This window comes from Deferrisoma palaeochoriense (genome assembly GCF_054656955.1).
Genome location: NZ_BAAHXI010000025.1, coordinates 17,896 through 41,646 on the forward strand (window position 1 = coordinate 17,896; position 23,751 = coordinate 41,646).

A 23,751-nucleotide genomic window follows, 5' to 3' on the forward strand; every position below is an offset into this window, starting at 1 on the left:
ACCCCAAGGAGGCCCCCGATGTCCCTACCCCTTCCCGACGACACGGCGGAGCGGTTCCTGCGGCTCCTGGAGATCGTCGAGCGGCTCCGGGCGCCCGACGGGTGCCCCTGGGACCGGAAGCAGACCCCGGAGACCATCGCCCCCTACCTGGTGGAGGAGGCCTACGAGGTCCAGGAGGCCGTGGAGCGGGGCGACCGGGCCGGGCTTCGGGAGGAGCTGGGCGACGTGCTCCTGGAGGTGGCGCTCCTGGCCCAGATGGCCCGGGAGGAGGGGGGCTTTACCGTGGCCGACAGTCTCACGGAGATCTGCGAGAAGCTCGTGCGCCGCCACCCCCACGTGTTCGGGGAGGCGCGGGCCGACACCCCGGACGAGGTGGCCGCCTCGTGGGCCCGGATCAAGGCGAAGGAGAAGGGGGACCGGGGCACCCTCGAGGGCGTGCCCCGCCGGCTCCCGGCCCTCCACCGGGCCCGCCGGGTCTCGGAAAAGGCGGCCGGCGTGGGGTTCGACTGGAGCCGGGCCGACGAGGTGCTCGAAAAGGTGGACGAGGAGCTCGGCGAGCTGCGCCGGGCCATGGCCGAGGGCGACCGCGCGGCCGCGGCCGAGGAACTCGGGGACCTCCTGTTCGCGCTGGTGAACCTGGGCCGCCACCTGGAGGTGGACGCCGAGCAGGCCCTCCACGGCACGGTGGAGAAGTTCCTGCGCCGGTTCGCCGCGGTGGAGGCCGCGCTGGCGAGCCGGGGGCGACGGCCGTCCGAGGCCTCGCTCGACGAACTCGAGGTCCTGTGGCAGGTGGCCAAGCGAGGATCAGGCCCGGCCGAGACGCCGTCGGACCACCCCGAGGAGGATGGCCACCTCCCGGACCCCGAGGGCCCGGGCGAGCCCGAGGTAGACCCCGACCCCGACGGCCACAAGCCCGAGCACCCCTAGGAGCCCCAGGATCCCCCCGGCCGGCAGCCACGGCCGCCCCGCGGCGACCAACCCCGCCATGCCAACCGCGGCCAGGGCCATCGGCCCCAGCCGCCGCCCCAGGGGCCGCAGCCGCAGTCCCTCGCCCCGGCGGCTTAAGGCCCAGGCCAGGTACCCCGCGTTGAAGGCGCTCGACACCGCGGTCGCTAGCGCCAGCCCCACGTGCCGGAGCGGCCCCATGAGGGCCAGGCTCGCCGCCAGGTTCACCCAGAACGCCCACCACGAGGCCTTCACCGGGGTTTTCGTGTCGGCCAGGCTGTAGAAGGCCGGGGCCAACACCCGCACGGCCGCCACGGGGGCCAGCGCCGCCGCGTAGGCCACCAGCGCCCCGGCGGTGGCCTCCACGCTCGCCGGGTCGAAGGCCCCCCGCCCGAACAGGGCCCCCACGATGGGACCCGCCAGCACCGCCAGCCCGGCCGAGGCCGGGAGCATCACGAGCGCGGTCATGGCCAGGGCCTCCTCCAGGGTGCTCCGGAACCCCTCCCGGTCGCCCCGGGCCACGAGCCGGCTCAGGCTGGGGAGCGAGGCCGTGCCGATGGCCACGGCGAAAAGCCCCAGGGGGAGCTGGAACAGCCGTTCGGCGTAGTAGAGGTACGACACGCTGCCGTCGGGGAGCCACGACGCCAGGAACGTGCTCACCAGGATGTTCACCTGGTACACCGCGACCCCGAACACCGTGGGGCCCATGAGCCGCACGATCCGGCGGATGTGGGGGTCGCCCGGTGCCCAGGCCGGCCGAAACCGAAACCCCAGCCGCCCCAGGGCCCGCACCTGGAGCGCCAACTGCCACACCCCGCCCGCGAGCACGCCCACCGCCAGGGCCAGCACCGGCGGATCCAGGAGCCGCGCCAGCCCCAGGGCGGCGCCGATCAGGCACACGTTCAGCACCACCGGCGCGAGCGCGGGGGGGCCGAACACCCCCCAGGCGTTGAGCATGCCGCCGGCCAGAGCGGTGAGGCCGATGAGCCCGATGTACGGAAACACCCACCGGGTGAGCTCCACGGTGAGGGCGAACTTGGCCGGGTCCCGGCCGAACCCGGCCGCCGTGGCCCGCACGATCCCGGGGGCGCCGGCCACCCCCACGGCGCTCACTCCGGCCAGCACGATCCCCAGAAGTGTCAAGGCCCGGCACCCCAAGCGATCGGCGACGGACCGCCCCTCCCCCTCGGTCACCTCCACGAACACCGGCACAAAGGCCACCGTGAGGCTGCCCTCGGCAAAGAGCCGCCGCAGGGTGTTGGGCAGCCGGAACGCCACGAAGAAGGCGTCGAGCGCCCCGCCGGCCCCGAACGCCCAGGCGAGCACCACGTCGCGGACCACCCCGAGCACCCGAGAGAGACCGGTGGCCGCCGACACGATCCCGGCCGCCCGGGCGATCCGGCGGCCCTCTTCCCTGCGCGATTCTCCGGCCCGTTCCATGGCGTCTCCTGGCCCCTTCCGAAAAGAGCCGGTAGGATAGCACGCGCCCTGTGTCCGGACGAAGGGCCGCCGGGGCGGCACCGGGCTTCGTGTATCCAAGAAACGTTCTTCAGAGGCCATGCTTCATCTTTTTATTTTTGCAAAGGAACCACAACCATCAAAAGTGAAGACCCGGCTCATTCCCCTCCTCGGGGCGACAGGGGCCGCGCGGCTGTATGCCGCGATGCTCCGGGACGTGGCGGCTTCCGTGGGGTCCTGGCCCGGGGGCCGCACCACATGGGTCGTGGACGGCGATCCGGACCATCCCGCCTTCCGAGGGCGGGAGGTCTGGCCCCAGGGAACGGGCGATCTCGGGGACCGCCTGGAGCGGGCCGTCGCCCGCGCGTTCCAGGAAGGCGCGCGGACCGTGGGGGTGATCGGCACGGACTGCCCGTTCCTCGGGGTGGAGCACCTGGACCGGCTGTTTGCGTCCGCCGGCGCCCCTCCGACCGCCTCGGTCATCCCCGCCGAGGACGGGGGCTACGTGGCCCTGGCCCTGGGATCACCCTGCCCCGCCGCGTTCCGAGGCATCGCCTGGTCCACCTCCGAGGTCCTTTCCCAAACGATTGAGGCGTTGGAAGGAGCCGGGTTTCGGGTCACCCGATTCCCGGCGTTGCCCGACGTGGACACCCCCGAGGACCTGGCGAAGCTTCGGGAGGCGCTTCGCCGGGATCCCCGGCGGGCACCCCACACGGCGCGGGAACTGGAGGGGCTCCTGCGCGAAATCGCCCACCCCGTTCCCTGACCGGGAGAAGGCCCAGCCGGAACCGGGGCCGTGGGCGGCCCCTCGGTCGGAAGCCGCGCCAAGGGACCCGATCTTGCATTTCGAGATAGGCCGCCCGGTCCCCTGGCCGCCGGGTTGAATCCCCCGGCCCGGCAACCGGAAGGGGCGCCGCCGCCCTTTGCGTCGGCTCGGAGGAACCTGGAAAGGAAGTCCAGATCGTAGAGGTCAGTGGATCCAAACATTGGCCGCTGCAATAAGATGCAGACAAAAGAGAAGACCTGACCCTAGACGAGAACAACAAGAGGCCCGAGACCCAGTGGTCACCGAAAGCGAAAAGCTCATCTTGCTGGAAGACCTCTCCCGCATCGTGGTGTCGTGCCACGACCTCAGGGAAACCCTGGACGCGATCACCGGGCTCCTGCGGGAACGCCTGGGGGTCGAGGTGTGTTCCGTGTACCTCCACGAGGACGGAGAGCTCGTGCTGCGGGCGACCCACGGCCTCGACCGATCGGCCGTGGGCCGGATCCGGATGGGGGTGAACGAGGGGCTCACGGGGCTCGCCTTCGAGACCGGCCTTCCGGTGAACGAGGAGAAGGCCGACCGGCACCCGCGGTTCAAGTTCTTTCCGGGCATCGGCGAGGAGAGGTTCCGCTCGTACCTCGGCGTGCCCCTGATCCACCGGCGCCAGCCCATCGGGGTTCTGGCGGTGCAGACCGCCGAGGCGAGGCGGTTCACGCCCGACGAGGTGCGACTCCTGGTCACGGCGGCAAGCCAGGTGGCGCCGTTGATCGCCAACGCGAGCCTCCTCGACGCTCGGGCCCGGGCCGCGTCCGAGCCTCCCGCGCCGCCCCCGGCCGCCGCGTTCCTGCGGGGCATTGCGGTTTCGCCGGGCTATGCCCGGGGAGCGGCCTATCCCCTGGCCGAGGAACTCGGCCTGGAGCCGCCCCCGGACGACGCCCCGGCGGACCCCGACCAGGAGATGGCCCGGCTCGAGAAGGCGGTGGAGGCGAGCGTGGCCGAGGTCGAGGCCCTCCGGGACCAGGTCACCCGGGCGCTTTCCAAGGAGGAGGGCGCCATCTTCCACGCCCACCTCTTGATCCTCGAGGACCGGACGCTGCGCGACAAGATCAAGGAGCGGGTCCGGGCGGGGACGTCCGCCAGCCGGGCCGTGGTGGAGGTGGCCCGGGAGTACATCGGCGCCTTCCTCAAGCTGGAGGATCCCTACCTGCGGGAGCGGGCCGCCGACGTGCGGGACGTGGCCCTGCGGATGCTCGGCCATCTGCGGGGCGATGGCCCCCCGCCCCGGCCGGCCCGGTTCCGGGAGCCCACCGTGGTGGTGGCCGACGATCTCATCCCGTCCCGGTTCGTTCAGCTCCTGCAGCCCAACCTCGTGGGGGTCGTGCTCGCCGAGGGCGGCCGAAACTCCCACACGGCGATCCTGTGCCGCTCGGCCGGGATCCCGGCCGTGATGGGGGTGGGCCGGCTGCCCCACGTGGAGCCCGGAACCCAAACCATCGCCGACGGGAACGCCGGGGTCGTCTATTTCGATCCGCCCGACACGGTGGTGCGGGAGTACGAGCGCCTGGAGGCCGACGCCCAGGAGCTCAGATCGGAGCTCCTGGCGCACCTCTCGGAACCCGCCGTCACCCGGGACGGCGTCCGGGTGCGCCTGTGGGGCAACGCGGCCCTCCTGAGCGACGTGGCCCGGATCCTGGAGGCCGGGGGGGAGGGCGTGGGCCTCTACCGGACCGAGTTTCCCTTTCTCGTCCGGGAGCGCTTTCCCGACGAGGACGAACAGGTGGAGATCTACCGGCGCATCCTAGGAGCCCTCGGGGGGCGCACGGCGACGCTTCGCACCCTGGACGTGGGGGGCGACAAAAGCCTGCCGTACCTCAAGCTCCCCCGGGAGGAGAACCCGCACCTCGGATGGCGGTCGATCCGGGTGAGCCTCGAGATGGACGAGCCGTTCCGGATCCAGCTGCGGGCCCTTCTGCGGGCGGCGCGCCACGGGCCCTTGCGGATCGTGTTCCCGATGATCTCCACGGTGGAGGAACTGGACCGGGCCCTCGAGATCCTGGCGGAGGAGCGAAGGAGCCTGGAGGCGCGGGGCATGGAGGTGCCCGAGGTCCCGGTGGGCATCATGGTGGAGGTCCCCTCGGCCGTGCTGCTCCTCGACCGGCTGGCCGAGCGGGCCGACTTCTTCTCGGTGGGGACGAACGATCTGGTTCAGTACGTCCTGGCGGTGGACCGGGCGAACCCCCGGGTGGCGCACCTGTACACCCCGCTCCATCCGGCGGTGCTCGCCATGCTGGCCCGGGTGGCGGAGGCCGGGCGGCGGTTCGGAAAGCCGGTGTCGGTGTGCGGCGAGATGGCGAGCCTGCCCCTGGGCGCCGCGGCGCTCCTCGGGCTCGGCATCACCGAGCTTTCGGTGAGCCCGGGGGCCCTACCGCGGATCCGGCGGCTCGTGCAGACCGTGCGCCTGGAGGGGCTTCGCCGCCTCGTGCCCCAACTCCTCGCCTCGCCGGGAGCCCGGGACGTCCAGGAACTCCTCGCCGGGGAACTGCGGCGCCAGGGGGTGCCGGAGCCCCTTTTTCGCTCCCCGGGCCCGGATAACGGCGTTTTTGCCAGCAAACCCCTTGAGTTTCGCCAAACGGAAAGGTAAAGTCGGGCCGTTCGTTGGCCCCGTAGCCCTTCCCCCCTTCCAACCAAGGAGGATGCCCCATGAACAAGGCCGAACTGCTCCAGGAGATCGCCGTGAAGGCCGGGCTCAAGGCCAAGGAGGCTGAGGCCCTGCTCGACGCGTTTATCGCCACCACCGAGGAGGCCCTGAAGAAGGGCGACAAGGTGGCCATCACCGGGTTCGGCACCTTCGCCGTGACCGAGCGCGCCGCCCGCAAGGGCCGCAACCCTCAGACCGGCCAGACCATCGACATCCCCGCGAGCAAGAGCCCCCGGTTCACCCCGGGCAAGAGCTTCAAGGACGCGGTGAAGTAGCACCGAGGTCCTTCCGAGGCATAAGAACGGGCGGCCCCGAGGGGCCGCCCGTTTTCGTTCGTCCGGTTCGCCCGCCCCCTAGAGGTGGGGGGCCACCACGTCCACCTTGGCCGATTTCCGCAACTCGGCCAGCTTCGCCTGCACGGCCTCGTCGAGGGCCTTGGCCTTGAGGTACTCGGCGATGTTGTCTTTGACCTCGTCGAACCCGTGCTGGGTGGCCTCCTTGCGGTCGGTCACCTTGATCACGTGGTACCCAAACCGGGTTTCGACCACGTCGCTGATCTTCCCGGTTTCCAGGGCAAAGGCCGCGTCGGCGAAGGGCTTCACCATCCGCTCCCGGGTGAAGAACCCAAGGTCCCCGCCGTTGGGGGCGCTGCCCGGGTCCTCGGAGTTCTCCTTGGCCAGGGTGGCGAAATCCTCGCCGGCGGCCGCCCGCTTCTGGAGGGCCTCGGCCTTCTCCCGGGCGGCGTTGCGCTCGGCCTCCGGCTGGGAGGCGTCGGCCCGGATCAGGATGTGGCTCGCCCTCACCTGCTCGGGGGTGGAGAACTTGTCCTTGTTGTCCTCGTAGAACTTCTTCACCTCCTCGTCCGAGACCTTCACCCCGGGCTGGATCTCGGTCTCCACGTAGTGCCGCACGAGCACCTGCTGGGCGATCAGGTCCTTGAGGGCGTCTTCCGTCAGGTTTTCGCCCTCCAGGGCCTTCTGATAGGTGGCCTCGTCGGGGAACCGCCCCTTGATGGCCTCAAGCTCCTTGGCGACCTGGGCCTCCAGGTCGGCGGGCGGGTTCTTCTTGGCCTCTTGGTAGAGGAGCGTGCGGTCCACGAGCTGCTGGAGCACCTCGCTCTTCATCTGTTCGTTGGGCTGGCTCACCCCGCCGTGCATGCCACCCGTGAGCTGACGGAACCGTCGCAGGTACGCGGCCATGGCCCGGTCGTACTCGGCCTTGGTGACCGGCTGGCCGTTCACCACCGCGATCGGGGTGTCGGGCCCCAGGGTCGCTCCCTCCTTCACCTGGGGCTTCCCGGCCTCGTTCGCGGCAAACGCGGGTCCGCCCAGGGCGAGCCCCGCCAGCATCATCCACACCACTGCCTTCTTCATGCCTGACTCCTTCCTCGGTTGAGGGAAACACGGGGCGCCATGCCCCAATCGTGTTGAAAGCCTTTGAGGGACCCAAGGGACGTCAGGGACCCAAGGGTCGCCACTCGCTCGGCCCCGCCGCATAGGAACTTCTCACCCGCGGGCCGCTCGCCACTTCCGTGAACCCGAGGACCCAGGCCTCTGCAGCCCACGCCCGGAACTCCTCCTCCGGGACGTACCGCTCGACGGGCAGCCGGTCGGGCCCGGGCCGCAGGTACTGGCCCAGGCACACCGACGTTACCCCTGCGGAGCGCAGGTCGCGCAACACGCCCCGGACCTCCTCGGCCGTCTCCCCGAGCCCCAGCATGAGGCCGCTTTTCACGGGCCGCCCGCGGGCCTGGCCCACAAGGGCCGCGAGCACATGGAGGCTCCGGTCGTAGTCCGCCCCCGGCCGCACCCGGGGGTAGAGCCGGGGCACCGTTTCCAGGTTGTGGGCGAGCACGCCGAACGGCGCCCGGGCCACCGTGCGGATCGCCCCCGGGTCGCCCCGGAAGTCCGGCACGAGGGCCTCGGCCGTGGGAGCATCGGGCAGGCCGGCCAGCGCCCGGGCCACGGCCGCGTACTGGCCCGCCCCGCCGTCCGGGAGGTCGTCGCGGGTCACGCTGGTCACCACCACGTGGCGCATGCCGAGGCGCGCGGCCAACCGGGCCACCCGGGCCGGCTCCTCCGGGTCCACGGGTTCCGGGGCTCCACTCCCCACGGCGCAGAACCGACACCGCCGGGTGCAGTTCCGCCCCAGGATCAGCACGGTCACGTGGCCCCGCCGGTAACACTCGGGCCGGTTCGGGCACAGGGCGCCCTCGCAGACCGTGGGGAGGCCCAGCGATTCCAGGAGATCCCTCGTGCGGTCCAGCACGCCGGGCCGGACGCGGACATGGGGAAGCCGATCGGGGGGGGTTGGGACCAATCCGGGAAACGTTCCTGGTCAAGAGGGGCGGCGTGGACCCGCCGGGGTGTCGGGGTGTACGGTATGCGCCGCGAGCGGCCTACCGATCCTCTGCCTTGGTCCGGCGAGTCTACCATGGGCGATCCCCCCGCACCACCCGAACGCACCCACCGGATCCGGATTTTTGCCGCGGCCGACCGGGGAATGGGCATGGGCCACCTCGGGGGCAAGGTGGCCTTCGTGCCGCTCACGGCGCCGGGCGACACCGTGCTCGCGGCCGCCGTGCGCGAGAAGCGCCGGCACGTCGTCTGCCGGCTGATGGAGGTGATCGAGCCCTCGCCGCTCCGGCGGGAGCCCCCCTGCCCCGCCTTCGGCCGGTGCGGCGGCTGCCACTGGCAGCACCTTCCCTACCCCGAGCAGTGGCGGGCCAAGGCCGAGAGCTTCCGGAAGTTCGTCCGGTCCCGCCTGGGCGACGGGGTGGAGGGCCGGTTTCGCGACCCCCTTGCCTCGCCCAGGGAGTTCGGGTACCGGAACCGCGTGGGCTGGAAGGTCCGGTGGATCGAGGGGGGAGCCCGGGTGGGCTACTTCGCCCAGGGCACCCACCGGCTCGTCGAGATCGACGACTGCCCCATCGCCCACCCGGCGCTCCGGGAGCGTCTGGGCCCGCTCCGGGCGTTCCTCCAGGCGTTCCCCCCCGCCAGGGGGCATCTGCCCCAGGTGGACCTCCAGGTGGACGACCAGGGGCGCGTCTGGGGCGTGTTCCATCTGCTTCGCCCGCCCATCCCGGAGGAGCGGATCCGGCTCCGGGAGTTCTGCCGGTGGGCCGGGATCGCGGCGGCCCACCTCCAGGCCGGCCGCAAGGAGACCCTGGAGCCCCTGGCCCCCGGCACGGAAGCCATGCGGTTCCGGGTGCGCGCGGGCGGCCGCGACCTCTGGTACGGGGTCCGGCCCGGCGGGTTCGTGCAGGCGAACCCCGGGGTGAACCAGGCCCTGGTGGACGAGGTGACGGCCCTGGCGCCCCTCTACCGCGGCGCCGACGCCCTCGACCTTTACGCCGGGGCGGGCAATTTCACCCTTCCCCTCGCTCTTGCCGCCCGGCGGGTGGTGGCGGTGGAGGGCTACCCGCCGGCGGCCCAGGACCTCGCCCGCAACGCCCTGGAACTTGGCTGGACCCACGTGGAGGCCCGGGCCGAGCCGGCCGCCCGGGCCCTGGAGCGCCTGGGCCGCGAGGGGTTCCGGCCGCGGTTCGCCCTCCTCGACCCGCCCCGGGAGGGCGCGGCCGACGCCGCGGCCGCCTTGGCCGACCTCGGCCCCGACCACATCCTCTACGTGTCCTGCTCCCCGCCCACCCTGGTGCGGGACCTGGGCCTCCTCCTCGGCCGGGGCTACCGGGTGGAATGGATCCGGGCGGCCGACATGTTCCCCCAAACGGCGCACCTGGAGTGCCTCGCCCTGCTCCGGCGGCTTTGACTCCGCACGCCGCGGGTGCGTAAAATGGCGCACCTTTCTCCCGCGCAGCCGGCCCCGGAGCTCCCATGCCCAAGCCCAAGGTGCTGATCGTCGACGACGAATATCTGATCCGCTGGTCCCTCTCGGAGAACCTCCAAAAAGAGGGGTACCGGTGCGTCACGGCCGAGACCGGGGAGGAGGGGCTCGAGGCGTTCCGGGCCGAGGCGCCGGATCTCGTGCTCCTCGACATCAAGCTCCCGGGGATCGACGGCATCCAGGTGCTCCAGCAGATCAAGGAGGTGGACCAGGAGACCCCGGTGATCATGATCACGGCCACCACCCAGGTGGACGTGGCCGTGAAGGCCATGAAGCTCGGGGCTTACGACTACGTGTCCAAACCCTTCGATCTCACCGAGATCCAGACCAAGGTCCGCCACGCCCTCGAGACGAACCGCCTGCGCCAGGAGGTGGCGTTCTTCCGCACCCAGCACGGCCACAAGCTCGGGTTCGACCGGATCATCGCGGGCTGCGCCCGGATGAAGGAGGTGCTCTCGGTGGCCCGGCGGGTGGCCCAGTCGTCCTCCACCACGGTGCTCCTCATGGGCGAGAGCGGCACCGGAAAGGACGTGCTCGCCCAGGCCATCCACTACGAAAGCCCCCGGGCCGACCGGCCGTTCATGCCGATCAACTGCACCGCCCTTCCCGAGGAACTCCTGGAAAGCGAGCTCATGGGCTACGAGAAGGGCGCGTTTACCGACGCCAAGAAGACGAAGAAGGGCCTCTTCGAGCTCGCGGACGGGGGCACGATCTTCCTGGACGAGATCGGGGACATGAAGCTGGGGCTCCAGGCGAAACTCCTTCGGTTCCTGGAGGACCGCACCTTCAAGCGGATCGGCGGCAAGGAGGACATCGAGGTGGACGTGCGGATCATCGCCGCCACCAATGCCGACCTGGAGCAGGCCATCGCCGAGAAGCGGTTCCGGGAGGATCTCTACTACCGGCTCAGCGTGGTGCCCATCGTGCTCCCGCCGTTGCGGGAGCGGCGCGAGGACATCCTGCCCCTGGCCTACCATTTCCTCGAGACCTACAACCGGGAGTTCAAGACCTCGTTCCGGGGGTTCTCGGAGGAGGCCGAGGCGTTCCTCCAGCGTTACGACTGGCCCGGCAACATCCGGGAACTCCGGAACGTGGTGGAACGGGCCGTGATCCTCTCGACGGGCGACGAGATCGGGGTGGACGCCCTGCCCTGGAAGATCAAGGGCGGGGGGCCCGAGCGCAGGCCCGCGGCCTCCGGCGCCGCGCCCCAGCCGGGGGTGGTGGTGCTTCCGGACCAGGGCGTGGACATCGAGGAGGTGGAGCGGGAGCTCATCGTCCAGGCGCTCGAGAAAACCGGGAACAACCAGACCCGTGCCGCCAAGATGCTCGGCCTCACCCGCGACGCCCTGCGGTACCGGATGAAAAAGTACAACCTCCTGTAGGCTGGGAGACTGAAAGCCCGGGAAACCCTGCGGGCCGGGGCGCCGGGCGCTTCGTTCGGGCCCGCCCCGCGCGCCGACCGCTTTCCCCCTCACCCCCAACCCGACCTGGCCCATGGCGCCGATCCTACGCGTCCTTCCCGTTTTCCTGGTGATCCTCGTGGGCTGGGCCGGCCGGCGCCTCGGGCTCCTTCCGCCCGAATTCCGGGCGCCGGCGAACCGCCTGGCCTACTACCTGGCCGTACCCTGCCTCATCTTCCTCAAGATCTCGGCCGCCCCGTTCCGGGAGGTGTTCCGGCCGGCGGGCATCGTGGCCGCCGTGTCGGCCATCGGCACCGTATGGCTCCTGGCCCAGGTGGTAGCCCCGGTGCTGGGGCTTCGGGGCGGGAGCCGGGGGACCTTCGTGCAGGCCTCGGTGCACGCGAACCTGGGCTACATCGGGCTCGCCGTGGCCTACTACGGGCTCGGGGACCGGGGCCTACAGTTCGCCGGGGTGTACGCCGCGTTTTTCATGCTGGCCAACAACTTTCTCTCGGTGCTCGCGCTCGTGACCGCTTCGGGCCAGCGGCCCGGCCTCGGGGGGCTCGCCCGGCGGATCGCGCTCCAGCCCGTGATCGTGGGGAGCCTTCTCGGGCTCGTGTGGAGCTATTTCCGCCTGCCCCTCCCGGACCTGGCCGGGGAGACCCTGCGGATCCTGGGGAGCATGGGGCTTCCCCTGGCGCTCTTGCTGATCGGCGCCGACCTCGGGCTCCAGGCCCTGCGCCACCCCGTGCCGGCCCTCACCTCCACGGCGCTCAAAAACCTGGCGCTACCTGCGCTCGGCACCGTGCTCCTTGGGGTGGCCGGCGCCTCGGGCGTGGAGCGGACGGCGGCCGTGGTGCTCCTGGCTTCCCCCACCGCCACCCTGACCCTGGTGATGGCCCGGGAACTCCGGGGCGACCCGGGGCTCGCCTCGACCGCCATCAGCCTGAGCACCCTCCTGAGCGCAGCGACCCTCCCCCTCTGGCTGGGCTGAACCGGGCGCGCAGCGCAGCGCCCTGTGGCGTGGCCCCCGTAGGGGTGTCCGGCAACCGGGTGGAGCTGGGGGCGTTGTCGGAGCGCGACGCCCGAGCAGCAAGGCCCGCCCGGCTCGAGGGGAGCGGCCGCGGCGCGTGCCCTCACGCGCCGCAGCGGACCGAGCCGAGGCGGCCCCTGCGAGGGGGTCAGCGAAGACAACGCCCCCAGATCCACGCACGGCCAGGCTCTACGAGCTTACGGTCCACGACGCGTACCGCCGGGCCCCTCGCCCGGCCGACGCCCGGCGGACACCATTGACCCGCCCCGTTGGATTCCGTAAAAGTAGGCGTCTCCGGCGGTTTCCATCGATTCGGCCGCCCCGGGGCGGCCCCGTTCCTCGACGGAGGGGTATCTCCATGAGCCAGATCGTGTCGTCCGCTTCCCAGGAGTTCCAGAGGGCCCTCGAGGTGGGCCGGCCGCCCAACGTCCGGAAGCTGTTCCCCCACTCCCGGGCGCTTCTGGTGAGCGGCAAGGTGATCGACCGGGCCATGCTCGCCAAGGGCGGCGCCATGGCCATCGCGGCCAACGCCCGGAACCGGTTCGTGATCTACGGGGTGCTGCGGGCCGCCCAGCGGGCCAACGCCGCGGTCATCATCGAGATCGCCAAAAGCGAGGGCGGCACCGGCGCCTATTGCGCCGTGAACTACTGGAACATGGCGACCTACGTGGACCAAGCCGCCAACGAGCTGGGGATCACCGTGCCCGTGGCGATCCACGCGGACCACTACACCCTCAAGAAACCCAAGGACGTGGAGACGGCCCGCACCGAGATCCCCAGCATGTTCGACGCCGGCATCACCTCGATCGCGATCGACGCCTCCCACCTGCCCGACGACGAGAACCTGCTTACGAACCTCGACCTCTACCGGTACGTGCCCGCCTGGGCCGGCCTCGAGACCGAGGTGGGAGAGATCAAGGGGGAGTCGGGCCTCTCGACCCCCGACGAGGCCCTGTTCCTGGTGCGGGGCCTCAACGCCCACGGGGTGTTCCCCGACTGGATCGCCCTCAACAACGGCACCTCCCACGGCATCCAGGACTCGGACGCCGGGATCCAGGTGGAACTTACCGCCGAGATCCACAAGGCCCTGGAGCCCTACGGGGTCTCGGGCGCCCAGCACGGCACCTCGGGGAACAGCTTCGAGCGCCTGCGGCGGATCGCGGCCGAGACCCGGACCACCAAGGCCAACGTGGCCACGGCGCTCCAGATGATCTCCTGGGGGGTCAAGGTGAACGAGTACGGGAACGCCATCCTCGACGACCAGGGCGAGTTCGTGCGGGAACCCGGGGCGGGGGTGACCGACGAACTCTGGGCCGAGATGGTGGCCTTCGCCAAGGAGAAGGGGTGGAAGAAGGGCGACTACAAGAAGCTCAACCTCCCCTTTGAGAACAAACTCTGGGCTCAGCCTGCCGAGATCCGGGAACGGATGATCCGGGGGGTGGAGGAGTTCACCTACCGGCTCCTGACCGAGGTGTTCAACGCGGCCGACACGGCCCCGCTGGCGATCGAGGCCATCCTCCGGGCCGAGTCCTACGACCTCGGACCCAAGGCCGAGCGGATCGAGGACCCGGCCGAGTGGACCGAGGAGAAGATCCGGGCGCGGGCCAAGACCCTGCACAAGGAGGAAGGCCCCCAGGGCGACTTCGACGACTGAGGGGCCGGACCCGCCGGGCGGCTAGGCGGCCGGGCAGCCAGGCGGCTCGCAATTTCGGAGCGCGAGACCTCACGGCCAGTCCCAGCCGGGGGGCACGGCCCCCGGGACGCGGTGATGCCCCCGGGAGGTTGCCCCGCGGACGGGGCTCTGGCAACCCGGTTCCGGCGCCCTACCCCGGGATCTCGGGGGACCACAGGAGCCGCTCGGCTCCTAGCCGGGCGAGGTAGGCGGCGGGGGGTTCGCTCTCCCGCCGGAGGAACAGCGTGTTGCCCCGGGACCAGAGGGGGTGGGGATCTTCGTCGTTCCGCAGGCACGCGGGTTCGGCCGCCCGGCACGGCCGATCGCAGGCCAGCGGCGCCTCGGTCCAGGGGCACGCCAACGCCACGGTCACCGGGATCCAGGGGGCGTGGACCCGGAGCGTGACCCCCCCGGGGAGCGCGGGCACCCGGAGCCCCGGCAGGATGAGATCGAGCTCCACCCCCACGGCCCCGAACTCCTCCAGGAGCCGCACCCCTTCGGGCTCGTCCCAGACGCTTCCCCGGAGCTCCCGGGCCTCCCGCGGGGCGGCCGCCGCCACCATGCCGAGCACCCGGGGACCCCGGCGTTGCCGGGAGAGGAGCCGGCCGGCCACCCCCCGAAAGGCGAGCCCCTCGGCCCGCGCCCTCTCCCAAAGCCCCCAGTCGTTGAAGGCCACCTCGGCGCCCGGGGCGACCTCGAGGGCGGCGCGAAGCCACGCCCACACGGCCTCGAACGCCCCCTCCCGCACGGCCGGGGTGACGAACTGGACGCCGAGCCCCTGGCTTTTCCACCGCCGGAGGTAGGGCGCCAACTCGCCCGGAGCGGCGAGCCGGCGGGGGCAGAACTCCGCCCCCACCGCCACCCCGTCGTAACCGGCGAGATCTTCCGGGAAGGGGGGATCGGTCAGCCGGAGGTAGCGGGCGTGAGGAGCGCCCGCTCCACGAGGTCGGCCAGGCCGGCCGCGTCCTCCAGGCCGTACACCGGGCAGGGCGCCCCGAACCCGGCGAGGTCGGTGGCGACGCAGAGAACGTTCTCGGTCCATGGAATCTCCCGCTCGAACCCCCGCCGCACGACCTCGATCCGGGGATACTCGGTGAGGCCCTTGAATCCTTCCACCAAAAGCAGCTCGGTCCCGGCCGGGCACCACCCCGCAAGAACGGCGGGCGACACGTCGGCCGGCCGGTCGCGAAACACCACGATCTCGTCGGCCGTGACGAAGAACGTGGCCACCGCCCCGGCCTTCCGGTGGCGCCAGGTGTCCTTTCCCGGCCGGTCCACCTCCACCCGGCCCCGGTGGTGCTTGGCAGTGGCCACCCGGCGGCCCCGGGCCGTGAGTTCCCCCACCAGGCGCTCCAGGAGCGTCGTCTTGCCGCTTCCGGAGGGCCCGCACACGAGGCAGACGGCCGGCTTCACGGCCCGATCCCCGGCTCCGTCTGGTCGAGGAACCCCTCGTCGTAGATCTGGACCCGCACGAGGTCCCCCGGCTTCGCGCCCGTGGAGTCAGACGGGATGACCAAGAGCCCGTTGGCCTCCACCAGGGTGCTCAGGATCCCGGAGCCCTGCTTTTTCACGCTCACCACCCGGAACCCGGTGCCCCGGCGCTCCACCCGGCACCGCACGAAGTCCATCCGGCCGGCCTTCGTCTTGACCGGGCCGGCCTCGTCGCCCAGCACGGCCTCGACGACGGGCCGGAACAGCCGGGCGTGGCCCTGCATCTTCCGGAGGGCCGGCCGCACGAACTGCTCGAAGGCCACCATGGCCGACACCGGGTTCCCGGGGAGCCCGAACACGGGGGACGCCCCCCGGAGCCCGAAGACCACCGGTTTTCCGGGCTTCATGGCGACCTTCCAGAACTGCACGGCCACCCCGGCCTTCGCCAGCACGGGCCGCACGAAATCGTAGTCGCCCATGGAGACCCCGCCGGTGGTGATCACGGCGTCGCAGGTCCGGGCCCGCTCAAACATCTCGAGGAGCCCGTCGGGGTCGTCCCGTCCGATGCCCAGCACCACGGGCACCCCGCCGGCCTCGGCCACCTGGGCCGCCACGCCGTAGGAGTTCGAGTTGATGATTTTGGACCCCTGGGCCGGGGAGTCGAGATCCACGATCTCGTCGCCGGTGGCGAGCACGGCCACCCGGGGCCTCTGGTGCACCAGCACGAAGGCCCGGCCCAGGCTCGCCATCATGCCCACCTCGGCCGGCCGCACCCGGGTGCCCCGGGGGAGCACCAACTCCCCTTCCCGAACGTCCTCGCCCCGGGGCCGGATGTTCGCCCCGGCCTTGGGAACGCTCACGATCTCGACCCGGCCGTCCAGGGGCCGGGTGTCCTCCACCGGCACCACCGTGTCCGCCCCGGCGGGGATCGGGGCCCCGGTCATGATCTTCGCGGCCTGGCCCGGCCCCAGGCCCCGGGTGGGATCCGTGCCGGCCGGGATCTCCTCGAGCACCTCGAGAACGACCCCCGGGGCGAGGTCGGCGTGGCGCACGGCGTAGCCGTCCATGGCCGAGTTGTCGTGGGGGGGCAGGTCGCGGGGCGCCGCGATGTCCTCGGCGAGCACCCGGCCGTCGGCCTCGAGGATCGAGACCTTTTCGGGGGGTAGGGGCCTCACGGCCCCCAGGATGATCTCCACGGCGTCCAGAACGGGAATCATGGGAGGATCGGTCTCCGGTCGTCGGTCTACGGTCGACGGCAGGGGCACGGCCTCGCGGGGCGCCGTACGGGCCCGCGACGGAGGGGGCAGGTCCGAAAACGCGTCCCTCCGTGTCCTCCGTGCCCTCCGTGGTAAAAAACGGGGATGTGATCCTAACAACCCGGCGGAAAACCGGTCAACGAGGGGGCACCGGCTCCCACACGTCCCACCACTCGGCCCGGTCGCCGGCCACGAGCGAGCGCCACCCCGAAGGCCGGGCCCACCGGTACCGCACGCGCCGGCGCCCGCCGGCCCGCTCCTCGGCCACCGGCGCCAGGTCGCGGACGAACGCCTTTCCGTGGCCCGTGGGCAAATCCACCACGTAGGGCAGTTCCGGGCCCAGCCTGCGCTCGGCCGACCGCACCGTTTCGAGCCCCCGGGCCAGGCTCACCCGGAACCGCGCCGTGCCCGGGGCCCGGTCGGGGTGGTGCAGGTAGCGCAGCCTCATCCCCCACGCCTCGAGCCCCTTCACCAACCCCGCCAGCGTCTCCGGGTCGGCGTTCACGCCCCCGAGCAGCACGGCCTGGTTCTCCACGGCGACCCCGGCCTGCCGGAGGCGCCCCACCGCCTCGGCCACGGCCGGCCGCAGTTCGGCCGGGTGGTTCGCGTGGAGCACCACCCGGCAGGGGGGGCCGGCCGCGAGCGCCTCGAGGAGCCCCCGTCCCACCCGCCGCGGCACCACCACCGGGGCCCGGGTGTGGATCCGCCAGCGCCGCAGGTGCGGGATCGCCGCCAGCCGCCCCCCAATCCACGCGATCGCGCGGTCGGGCAGGGTGAGCGGGTCGCCGCCCGAGAGGATCACCTCCTCGACCTCGCCCCGTTCCCCCAGCCAGGCGAAGATCCGCTCCCAGTCCGCCGCACCCGGGGACTCCCGGTGGGCCGGACCGCCCCGCCGGAAGCAGAACCGGCAGTAAAAGAAGCACCGGTGGGCCGCGAGCACGAGCACCCGGTCCGCGTGCTTTTGCACCACGAACGGCACCGGGTGGAGCGCCTCCTCCCCCGTGGGGTCCGCAAGGGCGTCGGGATCGGGCCCGTCCTCGTCCGGCCCGGGGTCCCCCATGGCGTGAAGCGGGCTTCCGGGCCCCAGGGCCTCGGCCGTCCGCCGGTACTCGGGCGGCCAGCGCACGGGAAACGCGTTCAGTTTCAGCTCCTTTCGTTTTGACAGGGCACCCGGAGGGGCGGTAAAAATACGCCCTTTCCCAACCTCCGGCCAAGGAGCTTTTCGACATGTACAAGGCGGGTGATCTTCGCAAGGGCTTGAAGCTCGAACTCGACGGCGAGCCCTACGTGATCGTGGACTTCGAGTTCTCGAAGCCGGGCAAGGGCCAGGCGCTCTACAAGTGCCGGCTCAAGAACATGCTCACGGGCGTGCAGTTCGACCGCACCTGGCGCTCGGGCGACACCTTCAAGCCGGCCGACGTGGAGGAGCGCAAGATGAACTACCTCTACACGGACGGCCAGTTCTACACCTTCATGGACCAGAAGACCTACGAGCAGTACCAGGTGTCAGCCGACCAGTTGGGCGACAGCCGGTACTTCCTCACCGACAACCTCGAGGTGGACGTGGTGCTCTGGCAGGGCCGCGCCATCGGCGTGACGCTCCCCAACTTCGTGGTGCTCACCGTGACCCGGGCCGATCCGGCGGCCCGCGGCGACACGGCCACCAACGTCACGAAGCCCGTGGAGGTGGAGACCGGGTACGAGCTCCAGGCCCCGGCCTTCGTGGAGGAAGGGGACAAGATCCAGATCGACACCCGCACCGGCCAGTACGTGACCCGGGTGAAGGAGTAGCGGTGGCCGATCCGCGGGAGCCGTTTCTGCGGGCCCGGGCCCGGATCGTCGCGGCGGTCCGGGCCTTTTTCGTGGAACGGGGGTACGTGGAGGTGGAGACCCCCCACCTCCTGCCCGCCCCCCTGCCCGAGGCCCACATCGACCCGGTGCCCGCCGAGGGGGGGGTGCTCCACCCGAGCCCGGAGCTTGCGATGAAGCGGCTCCTGGCCCGGGGGTGGGAGCGGATCTTCCAGGTCTGCCGGTGCTGGCGCGCCGGGGAGAGGGGCCGGCTCCACCTGCCCGAGTTCACGATGATCGAGTGGTACCGGGTCGGCGCGACCTACGAGGACCTGATGGCCGAGTGCGAGGACCTGATCCCCGCGGTCGCCCGGGCCGCCGGGGTTGGGCCCGGGATCCGGACCGCCGGCCGAGAGGTGGACCTCGCCCCCCCCTGGCCCCGGATCCCGGTGGACGAGGCGTTTCGGCGGTGGGCCGGCGCCGACCCGGAGGAGGCGCTGGGCCGGGGGATGTTCGAGGAACTCTTGGTGGAACGGGTGGAGCCGGCGCTCGCGGAGCTCGGAAAGCCCGCGTTCCTCTATGACTACCCCCTCGACCAGGCCGCCCTCGCCCGCCGGCGGCCCGACCGGCCCGACCGGGCTGAGCGGTTCGAACTCTACGCCGGGGGGCTCGAGCTCGCCAACGCCTTCACCGAGCTCACCGACCCCGCCGAGCAGCGGGCCCGGTTCGAGACGGAACTCGCCCTGCGGCGGGCCCGGGGCGCCTGGGCCGGCCCCCTGCCCGAGGGGTTCCTGGCCGACCTCGCCCGGGTGCCCCCCTGCGCCGGCATCGCGCTGGGCGTGGACCGGCTCGTGATGCTCCTGACCGGCGCCGACCGGATCGACCGGGTCGTGGCGTTCACCCCGGAGGAGATCGGCTGAGCCGACCCGCCCCTACCTGCGGATGTGCCGCAGCACGTCCAGTTCGTCGCCCGAGAGCCGGGCGCCCTTGGTGACCATCCGCTCGAGCACCTCGTTCCACTCCTCGGCCGTGAACTGGCGGGCCTCGAACCGCTCGCTCGTGTGACAGACCGTGCACTTGGCGTTGAGGATCTCGAGCGCCTCCGCGCTCAGGTCCTCCGACGGTTTGATGGACATCGCCTTCGTCTCGTGGCTTTCGCCCCCGCCCCCGCTGCACGCCGCCAACCCCACCGCCGCAAGCACCACCGCCCTCCGAATCGCCGTCCACATGGACATCCTCCCTCGAGACGTTGAGAACCGACACGGGCCCCAGGGTACCCCAAAAGGAAGACGGCTCAAGTCCGGATCCCAACCCGCCGAAACGAAAGGTGAACCCGAAACCCGGAGGGGTCCGATGCCCGACGGCGTGCGGATGATGGACCTGGCCGCCATGAGCCGGGGTCTCGAGGAGTTCAAGCGGCTCGACCCCGAACAGAAGGTGCTGGCGAACCGCCTGGCCACCCAGGCCGCGGTGCACCGGGTCGAGGAGGTCCACCGGGACGTCACGGGCGCGGAGCAGGCCGAGGAGGCCCGCATCCGGGACCGGGACCACCGGGAGGGAGAACGCCGGGGGAACCCGGACGACCGCCGCGCCCCGCCTCGGGAGCCCCCCGAACCCGAGGAACCCCCGCCCGAGGTCGCCGAGGGCCACGTGCTGGACCTCAAAGCATAAGGGCGGTCGTCGGTCTTCGGTCCATCGGTTCTCGGTCCGTGCACGCCACACCAGGGCCCTTCCCCGGTTTCGACTCCCCATTCCCCATTCCCCAAACCCGCCCCTCTCCTTCCCCCTCCCCGCGGCGCTCTGCTATCCTCGGGCCCCATGCGAGCCGGTGTGGAACAGATCGTCGAGGCCCTCCTGCGCGACCGAAACCTGGGGCCGTGCGTCACCCGCCACGAGGTGCTGGAGGCCCTGCCGCCGCGCACGGCGGCGTTCCCGGAGGAGGTCCATCCCGATCTCGTGGCGGCCCTGCGGGCCCGGGGCATCGAGCGGCCCTACACCCACCAGGCCGCCGCGGCCGAAGCGGCCCTGGCCGGCCGGGGGTTCGTGGCCGTCACCCCCACGGCCTCGGGCAAGACCCTGTGCTACAACCTCCCGGTCGTGACCACGCTGCTGCGGGACCCCGACGCCCGGGCCCTCTACCTCTTCCCCACCAAGGCCCTGGCCCAGGACCAGTTGGCCGAACTCCAGGGCCTCGCCCGGGCCCTGGGCCGGGACCTCCCGGCCTTCACCTACGACGGCGACACGCCCCAGGACATCCGCCGCCGGGTCCGGGACCAGGCCCGGATCGTGCTCACCAACCCCGACATGCTCCACCAGGGCATCCTGCCCCACCACCCCCGATGGGCCCGTTTTTTCGGGAGCCTCCGGTACGTGGTGATCGACGAGATGCACGTGTACCGGGGCATCTTCGGCTCCCACGTGGCCAACGTGCTCCGGCGGCTCCGGCGGGTGTGCCGGTTCCACGGAAGCGACCCCGCCTTCCTGCTTTCGTCGGCCACCCTCCGGAACCCCGGGGACCTGGCCCGGCGGCTCACCGGCGCCGAGGACCTCGTGGAGATCACCGAGTCGGGGGCACCCCGGGCGAAAAAGCACCTCCTCTTCGTGAACCCGCCCGTGATCGACCCGGCCCTGGGCCTCCGGGCCTCGGCCGTGGGGGTGGCCCGGAAGATCGCCACCCGGTTCCTCCGGGAAAACGTGTCCACCATCGCGTTCGTCCGAAGCCGGCTCCAGGTGGAGATCCTGACCCGGTACCTCAAGGACAAGTTCGAGCGCCGGCCCGACCGCAAGGGATGGGTCCGGGGCTACCGGGGCGGGTACCTGCCGGACCTGCGCCGGGAGATCGAGCGCGGCCTGCGCGACGGCACGATCCGGGGGGTGGTGGCCACCAACGCCCTGGAACTCGGGATCGACATCGGCCAACTCGAGGCCGCCGTGCTCACCGGGTACCCGGGGAGCGTGGCGAGCACCTGGCAGCAGGCCGGCCGGGCGGGCCGGCGCACCGGGGTGAGCGCGGCCGTCCTAGTGGCCTCGAGCCAGCCCCTGGACCAGTACGTGGTGACCCACCCCGAGGCCGTGCTGGGGGCGCCCCCGGAACTGGGGCTCATCGACCCGGACAACCTCCACGTGCTCGTGAGCCACATCCGGTGCGCCGCCTTCGAGCTGCCCTTCGAGGAGGGGGAGGCCTTCGGCGCCGAACCCCTGGAGGAGATCCTGGCCTACCTCGAGGAGAAGGGCGTGGTGCGCCGGGCGGGCCGGCGGTGGCACTGGATCGAGGACGCCTACCCGGCCGACCAGGTGGCCTTGCGGACGGCCGACCCCGACAACTTCACCGTGATCGACACCTCGGGCCCCCGGCCCCGGGTGATCGCCCAGGTGGACCTGGAGAGCGCGCCCACCACGATCCACCCGGGGGCCATCTACATGGTGGAGGGCCGGCCCTACCAGGTGGACCACCTCGACTGGGACGGCCGCAAGGCCTACGTGCGGCCCGTGGACCCGGACTACTACACCCAGGCCATCACCTACGCCAAGGTGCGGATCCTGGAGGCCTTCGGCGCCGCCGATCTCCCGGGGGCCCGGGCCGAGTGGGGCGAGGTGCACGTGGTGAGCCGGGTGCCGGGGTACAAGAAGCTCAAGTTCTACACCGTGGAGAACGTGGGGTACGGCGAGGTGGACCTGCCGGACCAGGAGATGCACACCACCGCGGCCTGGTGGACCTTCCCCGTCGGGCTCGCCGAGGCCCTGGGGCTCACGGACGCCGCGTTCCTCGACGGCATCGCGGGCCTCGGCCACGCGCTCCACCACCTGGCCGCGCTCCACTGCCTGTGCGACACCGGCGACCTGGGCCGGGCCCTGGGCGACCGGGAGGGCCGGTGGGACGCCGGGCCGGGCCCCGTGAACTCCGACGCGGCCGTGCAGGCCCTCGAGCCCACGCTGTTTCTCTACGAGCGCTATCCCGGCGGGAGCGGCCTTGCCGAGGGCATCTTCGGCCGGAGCCGGGACCTTCTGGAATCGGCCCTGGACCTCCTCGGGGCCTGCCGGTGCGAGGCCGGCTGCCCCTCCTGCGTGGGCCCCCCGGGGGAGGTGGGGCCCGAGGCCAAGGCGGCCGCCCGCCGGATCCTCGAGCGGCTGCTTCGGACCGCATGAGCCGGCTCGCCGATCGGCTGCGCCGCCTGGACCGCGCCCCCTCCCCCGGGAACCCGGACCTCCGGGCCCGGCTCGAGCGCCTCGACCGGCCGGGCCGGCGAGTCCCCCTGGAGCGGTTCGTGGCCGGGACGCGGGCCGAGACCCCCTTCGGCCCCGTGTTCCGCACCGAGGCCGTCGCCGGGGCCGGGCGGTTCCACGGCCGGCTTCCGGTGGCCGCCCTGGGGGAGCCGCCCGACGGGGCGCTGCGGGACCTGTTTCCCGGGGAACTCGGCCGGGTGGACCGGCCCGAGGCCCTGGCGTTCCTCGACACCGAGACCACGGGGCTCGCCGGCGGCGCGGGCACCGTGGCGTTCCTGGTGGGGGTCGGCCGGTGGGACCCGGACCGGGGGGGATTCCGGGTGGTGCAGCTCTTCCTGGAGGACCTCGACCGGGAGGCCGCCCTTCTCGCCGCCCTGGCCCGGGAACTCGAGGGGGTCGGGTGTCTGGTCACCTACAACGGCCGGCGGTTCGACGTGCCTCTCCTCGAAACCCGCCACATCCTGAACCGCCTCACATGGCCCCTGGATGGGGCGCCCCACCTCGACCTCCTGCCCCCGGCCCGCACCCTGTGGAAGCCCTCCCACCCGGACTGCCGGCTCGTGACCCTGGAGGCCGGGGTGCTCGGGGTGCGCCGCCGGGGCGACGTACCCGGGTCGGAGATCCCCTCCGTCTACCAGCGGTTCCTGCGCCGGGGGGCCGACGAGGCGCTGGCCCGGGTGTTCTCCCACAACCGCCTCGACATCCTGAGCCTCGCGGGGCTCCTCTGGGCCGCCGGGTGCGCGGCCCGCCGTCCGGCGGGGGCCGAGGCCCTGGGGGTGGGGTTCCTCCACGCCCGGGCCCGGAGAACCGAACGGGCCTGCGAGGCCCTGGCGGCCGGGCTTCGGGATGCTCCCAGCCGGGGGGCGCGCACGCGGGCCCTGCGGGAACTGGGCCGGGCCCACAAGCGCCGGGGCGCCTGGCGCGAGGCCCTTGCGGTCTGGGAGGAATGGGCCACACTGGAGCCGGGCCGGCTCGAACCCGTGGAAGAGGCGGCCAAGGTGCTGGAGCACCACCTGGGCGCCTTCGATCGGGCCCTCTCCTGGGTCGAGCGGGCCCTCGGGTTCCCCCACTGGCCCCCGGCCGACCGGGCCCGCCTGGAGCACCGGCGAAACCGCCTGCGGCGGAAGGCCGGAGGGCCGGAATAGAAGGCAGGAAACCCGCAGGCCGCACGTCGTACGTCGCGGGGCGGACGCCGTGGAAGCCGGACGCCCCTGCGGCGGTTTCCCCGTCCACACGT

Annotated in this window: 20 protein-coding genes and 1 pseudogene; 13 read left to right on the top strand and 8 right to left on the bottom strand. The window is 72.2% G+C overall.

Features of this window, described 5'->3' with window-relative positions:
- Positions 1-18: 18 nt before the first annotated feature.
- Positions 19-927 (top strand): nucleoside triphosphate pyrophosphohydrolase, encoded by a 909-nt coding sequence (gene mazG, locus ACYQ8L_RS08750; protein ID WP_459941405.1) that lies wholly within the window; start codon positions 19-21, stop codon positions 925-927.
- Here mazG and murJ read toward each other — a convergent pair.
- A pseudogene (gene murJ / locus ACYQ8L_RS08755) lies at positions 901-2,505 on the bottom strand (murein biosynthesis integral membrane protein MurJ); the annotation flags it as partial. The gene mazG and the pseudogene murJ sit on opposite strands and share 27 nt — an antisense overlap.
- On the opposite strand from murJ, the gene ACYQ8L_RS08760 reads away from it, so the two are divergent.
- The 3 genes from ACYQ8L_RS08760 (at position 2,504) to ACYQ8L_RS08770 (ending at position 6,142) form a co-directional block, all read left to right on the top strand.
- Positions 2,504-3,169, top strand: coding sequence for a TIGR04282 family arsenosugar biosynthesis glycosyltransferase (locus ACYQ8L_RS08760; protein ID WP_459941406.1), 666 nt, complete (start codon positions 2,504-2,506; stop codon positions 3,167-3,169). The pseudogene murJ and the gene ACYQ8L_RS08760 overlap by 2 nt on opposite strands.
- Before the next feature lie 295 nt (positions 3,170-3,464).
- Entirely contained in the window at positions 3,465-5,810 is a 2,346-nt protein-coding gene (gene ptsP, locus ACYQ8L_RS08765) for a phosphoenolpyruvate--protein phosphotransferase (RefSeq protein WP_459941407.1), read from the top strand.
- 59 nt (positions 5,811-5,869) lie between these two features.
- Entirely contained in the window at positions 5,870-6,142 is a 273-nt protein-coding gene (locus tag ACYQ8L_RS08770) for an HU family DNA-binding protein (protein ID WP_459941408.1), read from the top strand.
- Positions 6,143-6,220: 78 nt separating this feature from the next.
- On the opposite strand, the gene ACYQ8L_RS08775 is transcribed toward ACYQ8L_RS08770, so the two are convergent.
- Positions 6,221-7,240 (bottom strand): peptidylprolyl isomerase, encoded by a 1,020-nt coding sequence (locus ACYQ8L_RS08775; protein WP_459941409.1) that lies wholly within the window; start codon positions 7,238-7,240, stop codon positions 6,221-6,223.
- 82 nt (positions 7,241-7,322) lie between these two features.
- Positions 7,323-8,186, bottom strand: a complete 864-nt coding sequence (locus ACYQ8L_RS08780; RefSeq protein ID WP_459941410.1) for a lipoyl synthase — start codon at positions 8,184-8,186, stop codon at positions 7,323-7,325.
- A 114-nt stretch (positions 8,187-8,300) separates the two neighbouring features.
- Between ACYQ8L_RS08780 and ACYQ8L_RS08785 the strand changes: the two genes are divergently transcribed.
- The 4 genes from ACYQ8L_RS08785 to ACYQ8L_RS08800 all read left to right on the top strand — a co-directional run bounded on the left by ACYQ8L_RS08785 (position 8,301) and on the right by ACYQ8L_RS08800 (position 13,797).
- Positions 8,301-9,635: a class I SAM-dependent RNA methyltransferase gene (locus tag ACYQ8L_RS08785; protein WP_459941411.1), complete on the top strand. Its 1,335-nt coding sequence runs from the start codon at positions 8,301-8,303 to the stop codon at positions 9,633-9,635.
- A gap of 65 nt (positions 9,636-9,700) precedes the next feature.
- Positions 9,701-11,092: a sigma-54-dependent transcriptional regulator gene (locus ACYQ8L_RS08790; RefSeq protein WP_459941412.1), complete on the top strand. Its 1,392-nt coding sequence runs from the start codon at positions 9,701-9,703 to the stop codon at positions 11,090-11,092.
- Positions 11,093-11,204: 112 nt separating this feature from the next.
- Positions 11,205-12,104: an AEC family transporter gene (locus ACYQ8L_RS08795; protein ID WP_459941413.1), complete on the top strand. Its 900-nt coding sequence runs from the start codon at positions 11,205-11,207 to the stop codon at positions 12,102-12,104.
- 397 nt (positions 12,105-12,501) lie between these two features.
- Entirely contained in the window at positions 12,502-13,797 is a 1,296-nt protein-coding gene (locus ACYQ8L_RS08800) for a class II fructose-bisphosphate aldolase (RefSeq protein WP_459941414.1), read from the top strand.
- A 169-nt stretch (positions 13,798-13,966) separates the two neighbouring features.
- On the opposite strand, the gene ACYQ8L_RS08805 is transcribed toward ACYQ8L_RS08800, so the two are convergent.
- The 4 genes from ACYQ8L_RS08805 to ACYQ8L_RS08820 all read right to left on the bottom strand — a co-directional run bounded on the left by ACYQ8L_RS08805 (position 13,967) and on the right by ACYQ8L_RS08820 (position 17,628).
- Positions 13,967-14,677, bottom strand: coding sequence for a hypothetical protein (locus tag ACYQ8L_RS08805; RefSeq protein ID WP_459941415.1), 711 nt, complete (start codon positions 14,675-14,677; stop codon positions 13,967-13,969).
- Positions 14,678-14,718: 41 nt separating this feature from the next.
- Positions 14,719-15,228, bottom strand: coding sequence for a molybdopterin-guanine dinucleotide biosynthesis protein B (gene mobB, locus ACYQ8L_RS08810; protein WP_459941416.1), 510 nt, complete (start codon positions 15,226-15,228; stop codon positions 14,719-14,721).
- The gene (locus ACYQ8L_RS08815) at positions 15,225-16,463 is read right to left on the bottom strand and encodes a molybdopterin molybdotransferase MoeA (RefSeq protein WP_459941417.1); all 1,239 of its coding nucleotides are present in this window, start codon (positions 16,461-16,463) and stop codon (positions 15,225-15,227) included. The genes mobB and ACYQ8L_RS08815 overlap by 4 nt, the downstream gene beginning before the upstream one ends.
- Before the next feature lie 175 nt (positions 16,464-16,638).
- A complete protein-coding gene (locus ACYQ8L_RS08820; RefSeq protein WP_459941418.1) occupies positions 16,639-17,628 on the bottom strand; it encodes a KamA family radical SAM protein in 990 nt (329 codons plus the stop codon).
- A 101-nt stretch (positions 17,629-17,729) separates the two neighbouring features.
- On the opposite strand from ACYQ8L_RS08820, the gene efp reads away from it, so the two are divergent.
- Together efp and ACYQ8L_RS08830 are read left to right on the top strand one after the other, a co-directional pair.
- Positions 17,730-18,293, top strand: a complete 564-nt coding sequence (gene efp / locus ACYQ8L_RS08825) for an elongation factor P (RefSeq protein WP_459941419.1) — start codon at positions 17,730-17,732, stop codon at positions 18,291-18,293.
- Positions 18,294-18,295: 2 nt separating this feature from the next.
- On the top strand, positions 18,296-19,210 hold the full coding sequence (locus ACYQ8L_RS08830) for an EF-P lysine aminoacylase GenX (protein ID WP_459941420.1): 915 nt from the start codon (positions 18,296-18,298) through the stop codon (positions 19,208-19,210).
- A gap of 12 nt (positions 19,211-19,222) precedes the next feature.
- Here ACYQ8L_RS08830 and ACYQ8L_RS08835 read toward each other — a convergent pair whose 3' ends face one another.
- The gene (locus tag ACYQ8L_RS08835) at positions 19,223-19,519 is read right to left on the bottom strand and encodes a hypothetical protein (RefSeq protein ID WP_459941421.1); all 297 of its coding nucleotides are present in this window, start codon (positions 19,517-19,519) and stop codon (positions 19,223-19,225) included.
- Positions 19,520-19,643: 124 nt separating this feature from the next.
- On the opposite strand from ACYQ8L_RS08835, the gene ACYQ8L_RS08840 reads away from it, so the two are divergent.
- The 3 genes from ACYQ8L_RS08840 (at position 19,644) to ACYQ8L_RS08850 (ending at position 23,659) form a co-directional block, all read left to right on the top strand.
- Complete coding sequence (locus tag ACYQ8L_RS08840) at positions 19,644-19,961, top strand: hypothetical protein (RefSeq protein ID WP_459941422.1); 318 nt, start codon at positions 19,644-19,646, stop codon at positions 19,959-19,961.
- A 147-nt stretch (positions 19,962-20,108) separates the two neighbouring features.
- Positions 20,109-22,436: a DEAD/DEAH box helicase gene (locus ACYQ8L_RS08845; protein ID WP_459941423.1), complete on the top strand. Its 2,328-nt coding sequence runs from the start codon at positions 20,109-20,111 to the stop codon at positions 22,434-22,436.
- Entirely contained in the window at positions 22,433-23,659 is a 1,227-nt protein-coding gene (locus ACYQ8L_RS08850) for a ribonuclease H-like domain-containing protein (RefSeq protein ID WP_459941424.1), read from the top strand. Before ACYQ8L_RS08845 ends, ACYQ8L_RS08850 begins: the two co-directional genes overlap by 4 nt.
- Positions 23,660-23,751 lie beyond the last annotated feature (92 nt).

What these genes read in the sequence shown, in the direction of transcription:
- mazG (WP_459941405.1), top strand. Translation starts at nt 19, where the DNA reads ATGTCCCTACCCCTTCCCGACGACACGGCGGAGCGGTTCCTGCGGCTC.
- ACYQ8L_RS08760 (WP_459941406.1), top strand. Translation starts at nt 2,504, where the DNA reads ATGCTTCATCTTTTTATTTTTGCAAAGGAACCACAACCATCAAAAGTG.
- ACYQ8L_RS08770 (WP_459941408.1), top strand. Translation starts at nt 5,870, where the DNA reads ATGAACAAGGCCGAACTGCTCCAGGAGATCGCCGTGAAGGCCGGGCTC.
- ACYQ8L_RS08775 (WP_459941409.1), bottom strand. Translation starts at nt 7,240, where the DNA reads ATGAAGAAGGCAGTGGTGTGGATGATGCTGGCGGGGCTCGCCCTGGGC.
- ACYQ8L_RS08785 (WP_459941411.1), top strand. Translation starts at nt 8,301, where the DNA reads ATGGGCGATCCCCCCGCACCACCCGAACGCACCCACCGGATCCGGATT.
- ACYQ8L_RS08790 (WP_459941412.1), top strand. Translation starts at nt 9,701, where the DNA reads ATGCCCAAGCCCAAGGTGCTGATCGTCGACGACGAATATCTGATCCGC.
- ACYQ8L_RS08795 (WP_459941413.1), top strand. Translation starts at nt 11,205, where the DNA reads ATGGCGCCGATCCTACGCGTCCTTCCCGTTTTCCTGGTGATCCTCGTG.
- ACYQ8L_RS08800 (WP_459941414.1), top strand. Translation starts at nt 12,502, where the DNA reads ATGAGCCAGATCGTGTCGTCCGCTTCCCAGGAGTTCCAGAGGGCCCTC.
- ACYQ8L_RS08815 (WP_459941417.1), bottom strand. Translation starts at nt 16,463, where the DNA reads ATGATTCCCGTTCTGGACGCCGTGGAGATCATCCTGGGGGCCGTGAGG.
- efp (WP_459941419.1), top strand. Translation starts at nt 17,730, where the DNA reads ATGTACAAGGCGGGTGATCTTCGCAAGGGCTTGAAGCTCGAACTCGAC.
- ACYQ8L_RS08835 (WP_459941421.1), bottom strand. Translation starts at nt 19,519, where the DNA reads ATGTGGACGGCGATTCGGAGGGCGGTGGTGCTTGCGGCGGTGGGGTTG.
- ACYQ8L_RS08840 (WP_459941422.1), top strand. Translation starts at nt 19,644, where the DNA reads ATGCCCGACGGCGTGCGGATGATGGACCTGGCCGCCATGAGCCGGGGT.
- ACYQ8L_RS08845 (WP_459941423.1), top strand. Translation starts at nt 20,109, where the DNA reads ATGCGAGCCGGTGTGGAACAGATCGTCGAGGCCCTCCTGCGCGACCGA.
- ACYQ8L_RS08850 (WP_459941424.1), top strand. Translation starts at nt 22,433, where the DNA reads ATGAGCCGGCTCGCCGATCGGCTGCGCCGCCTGGACCGCGCCCCCTCC.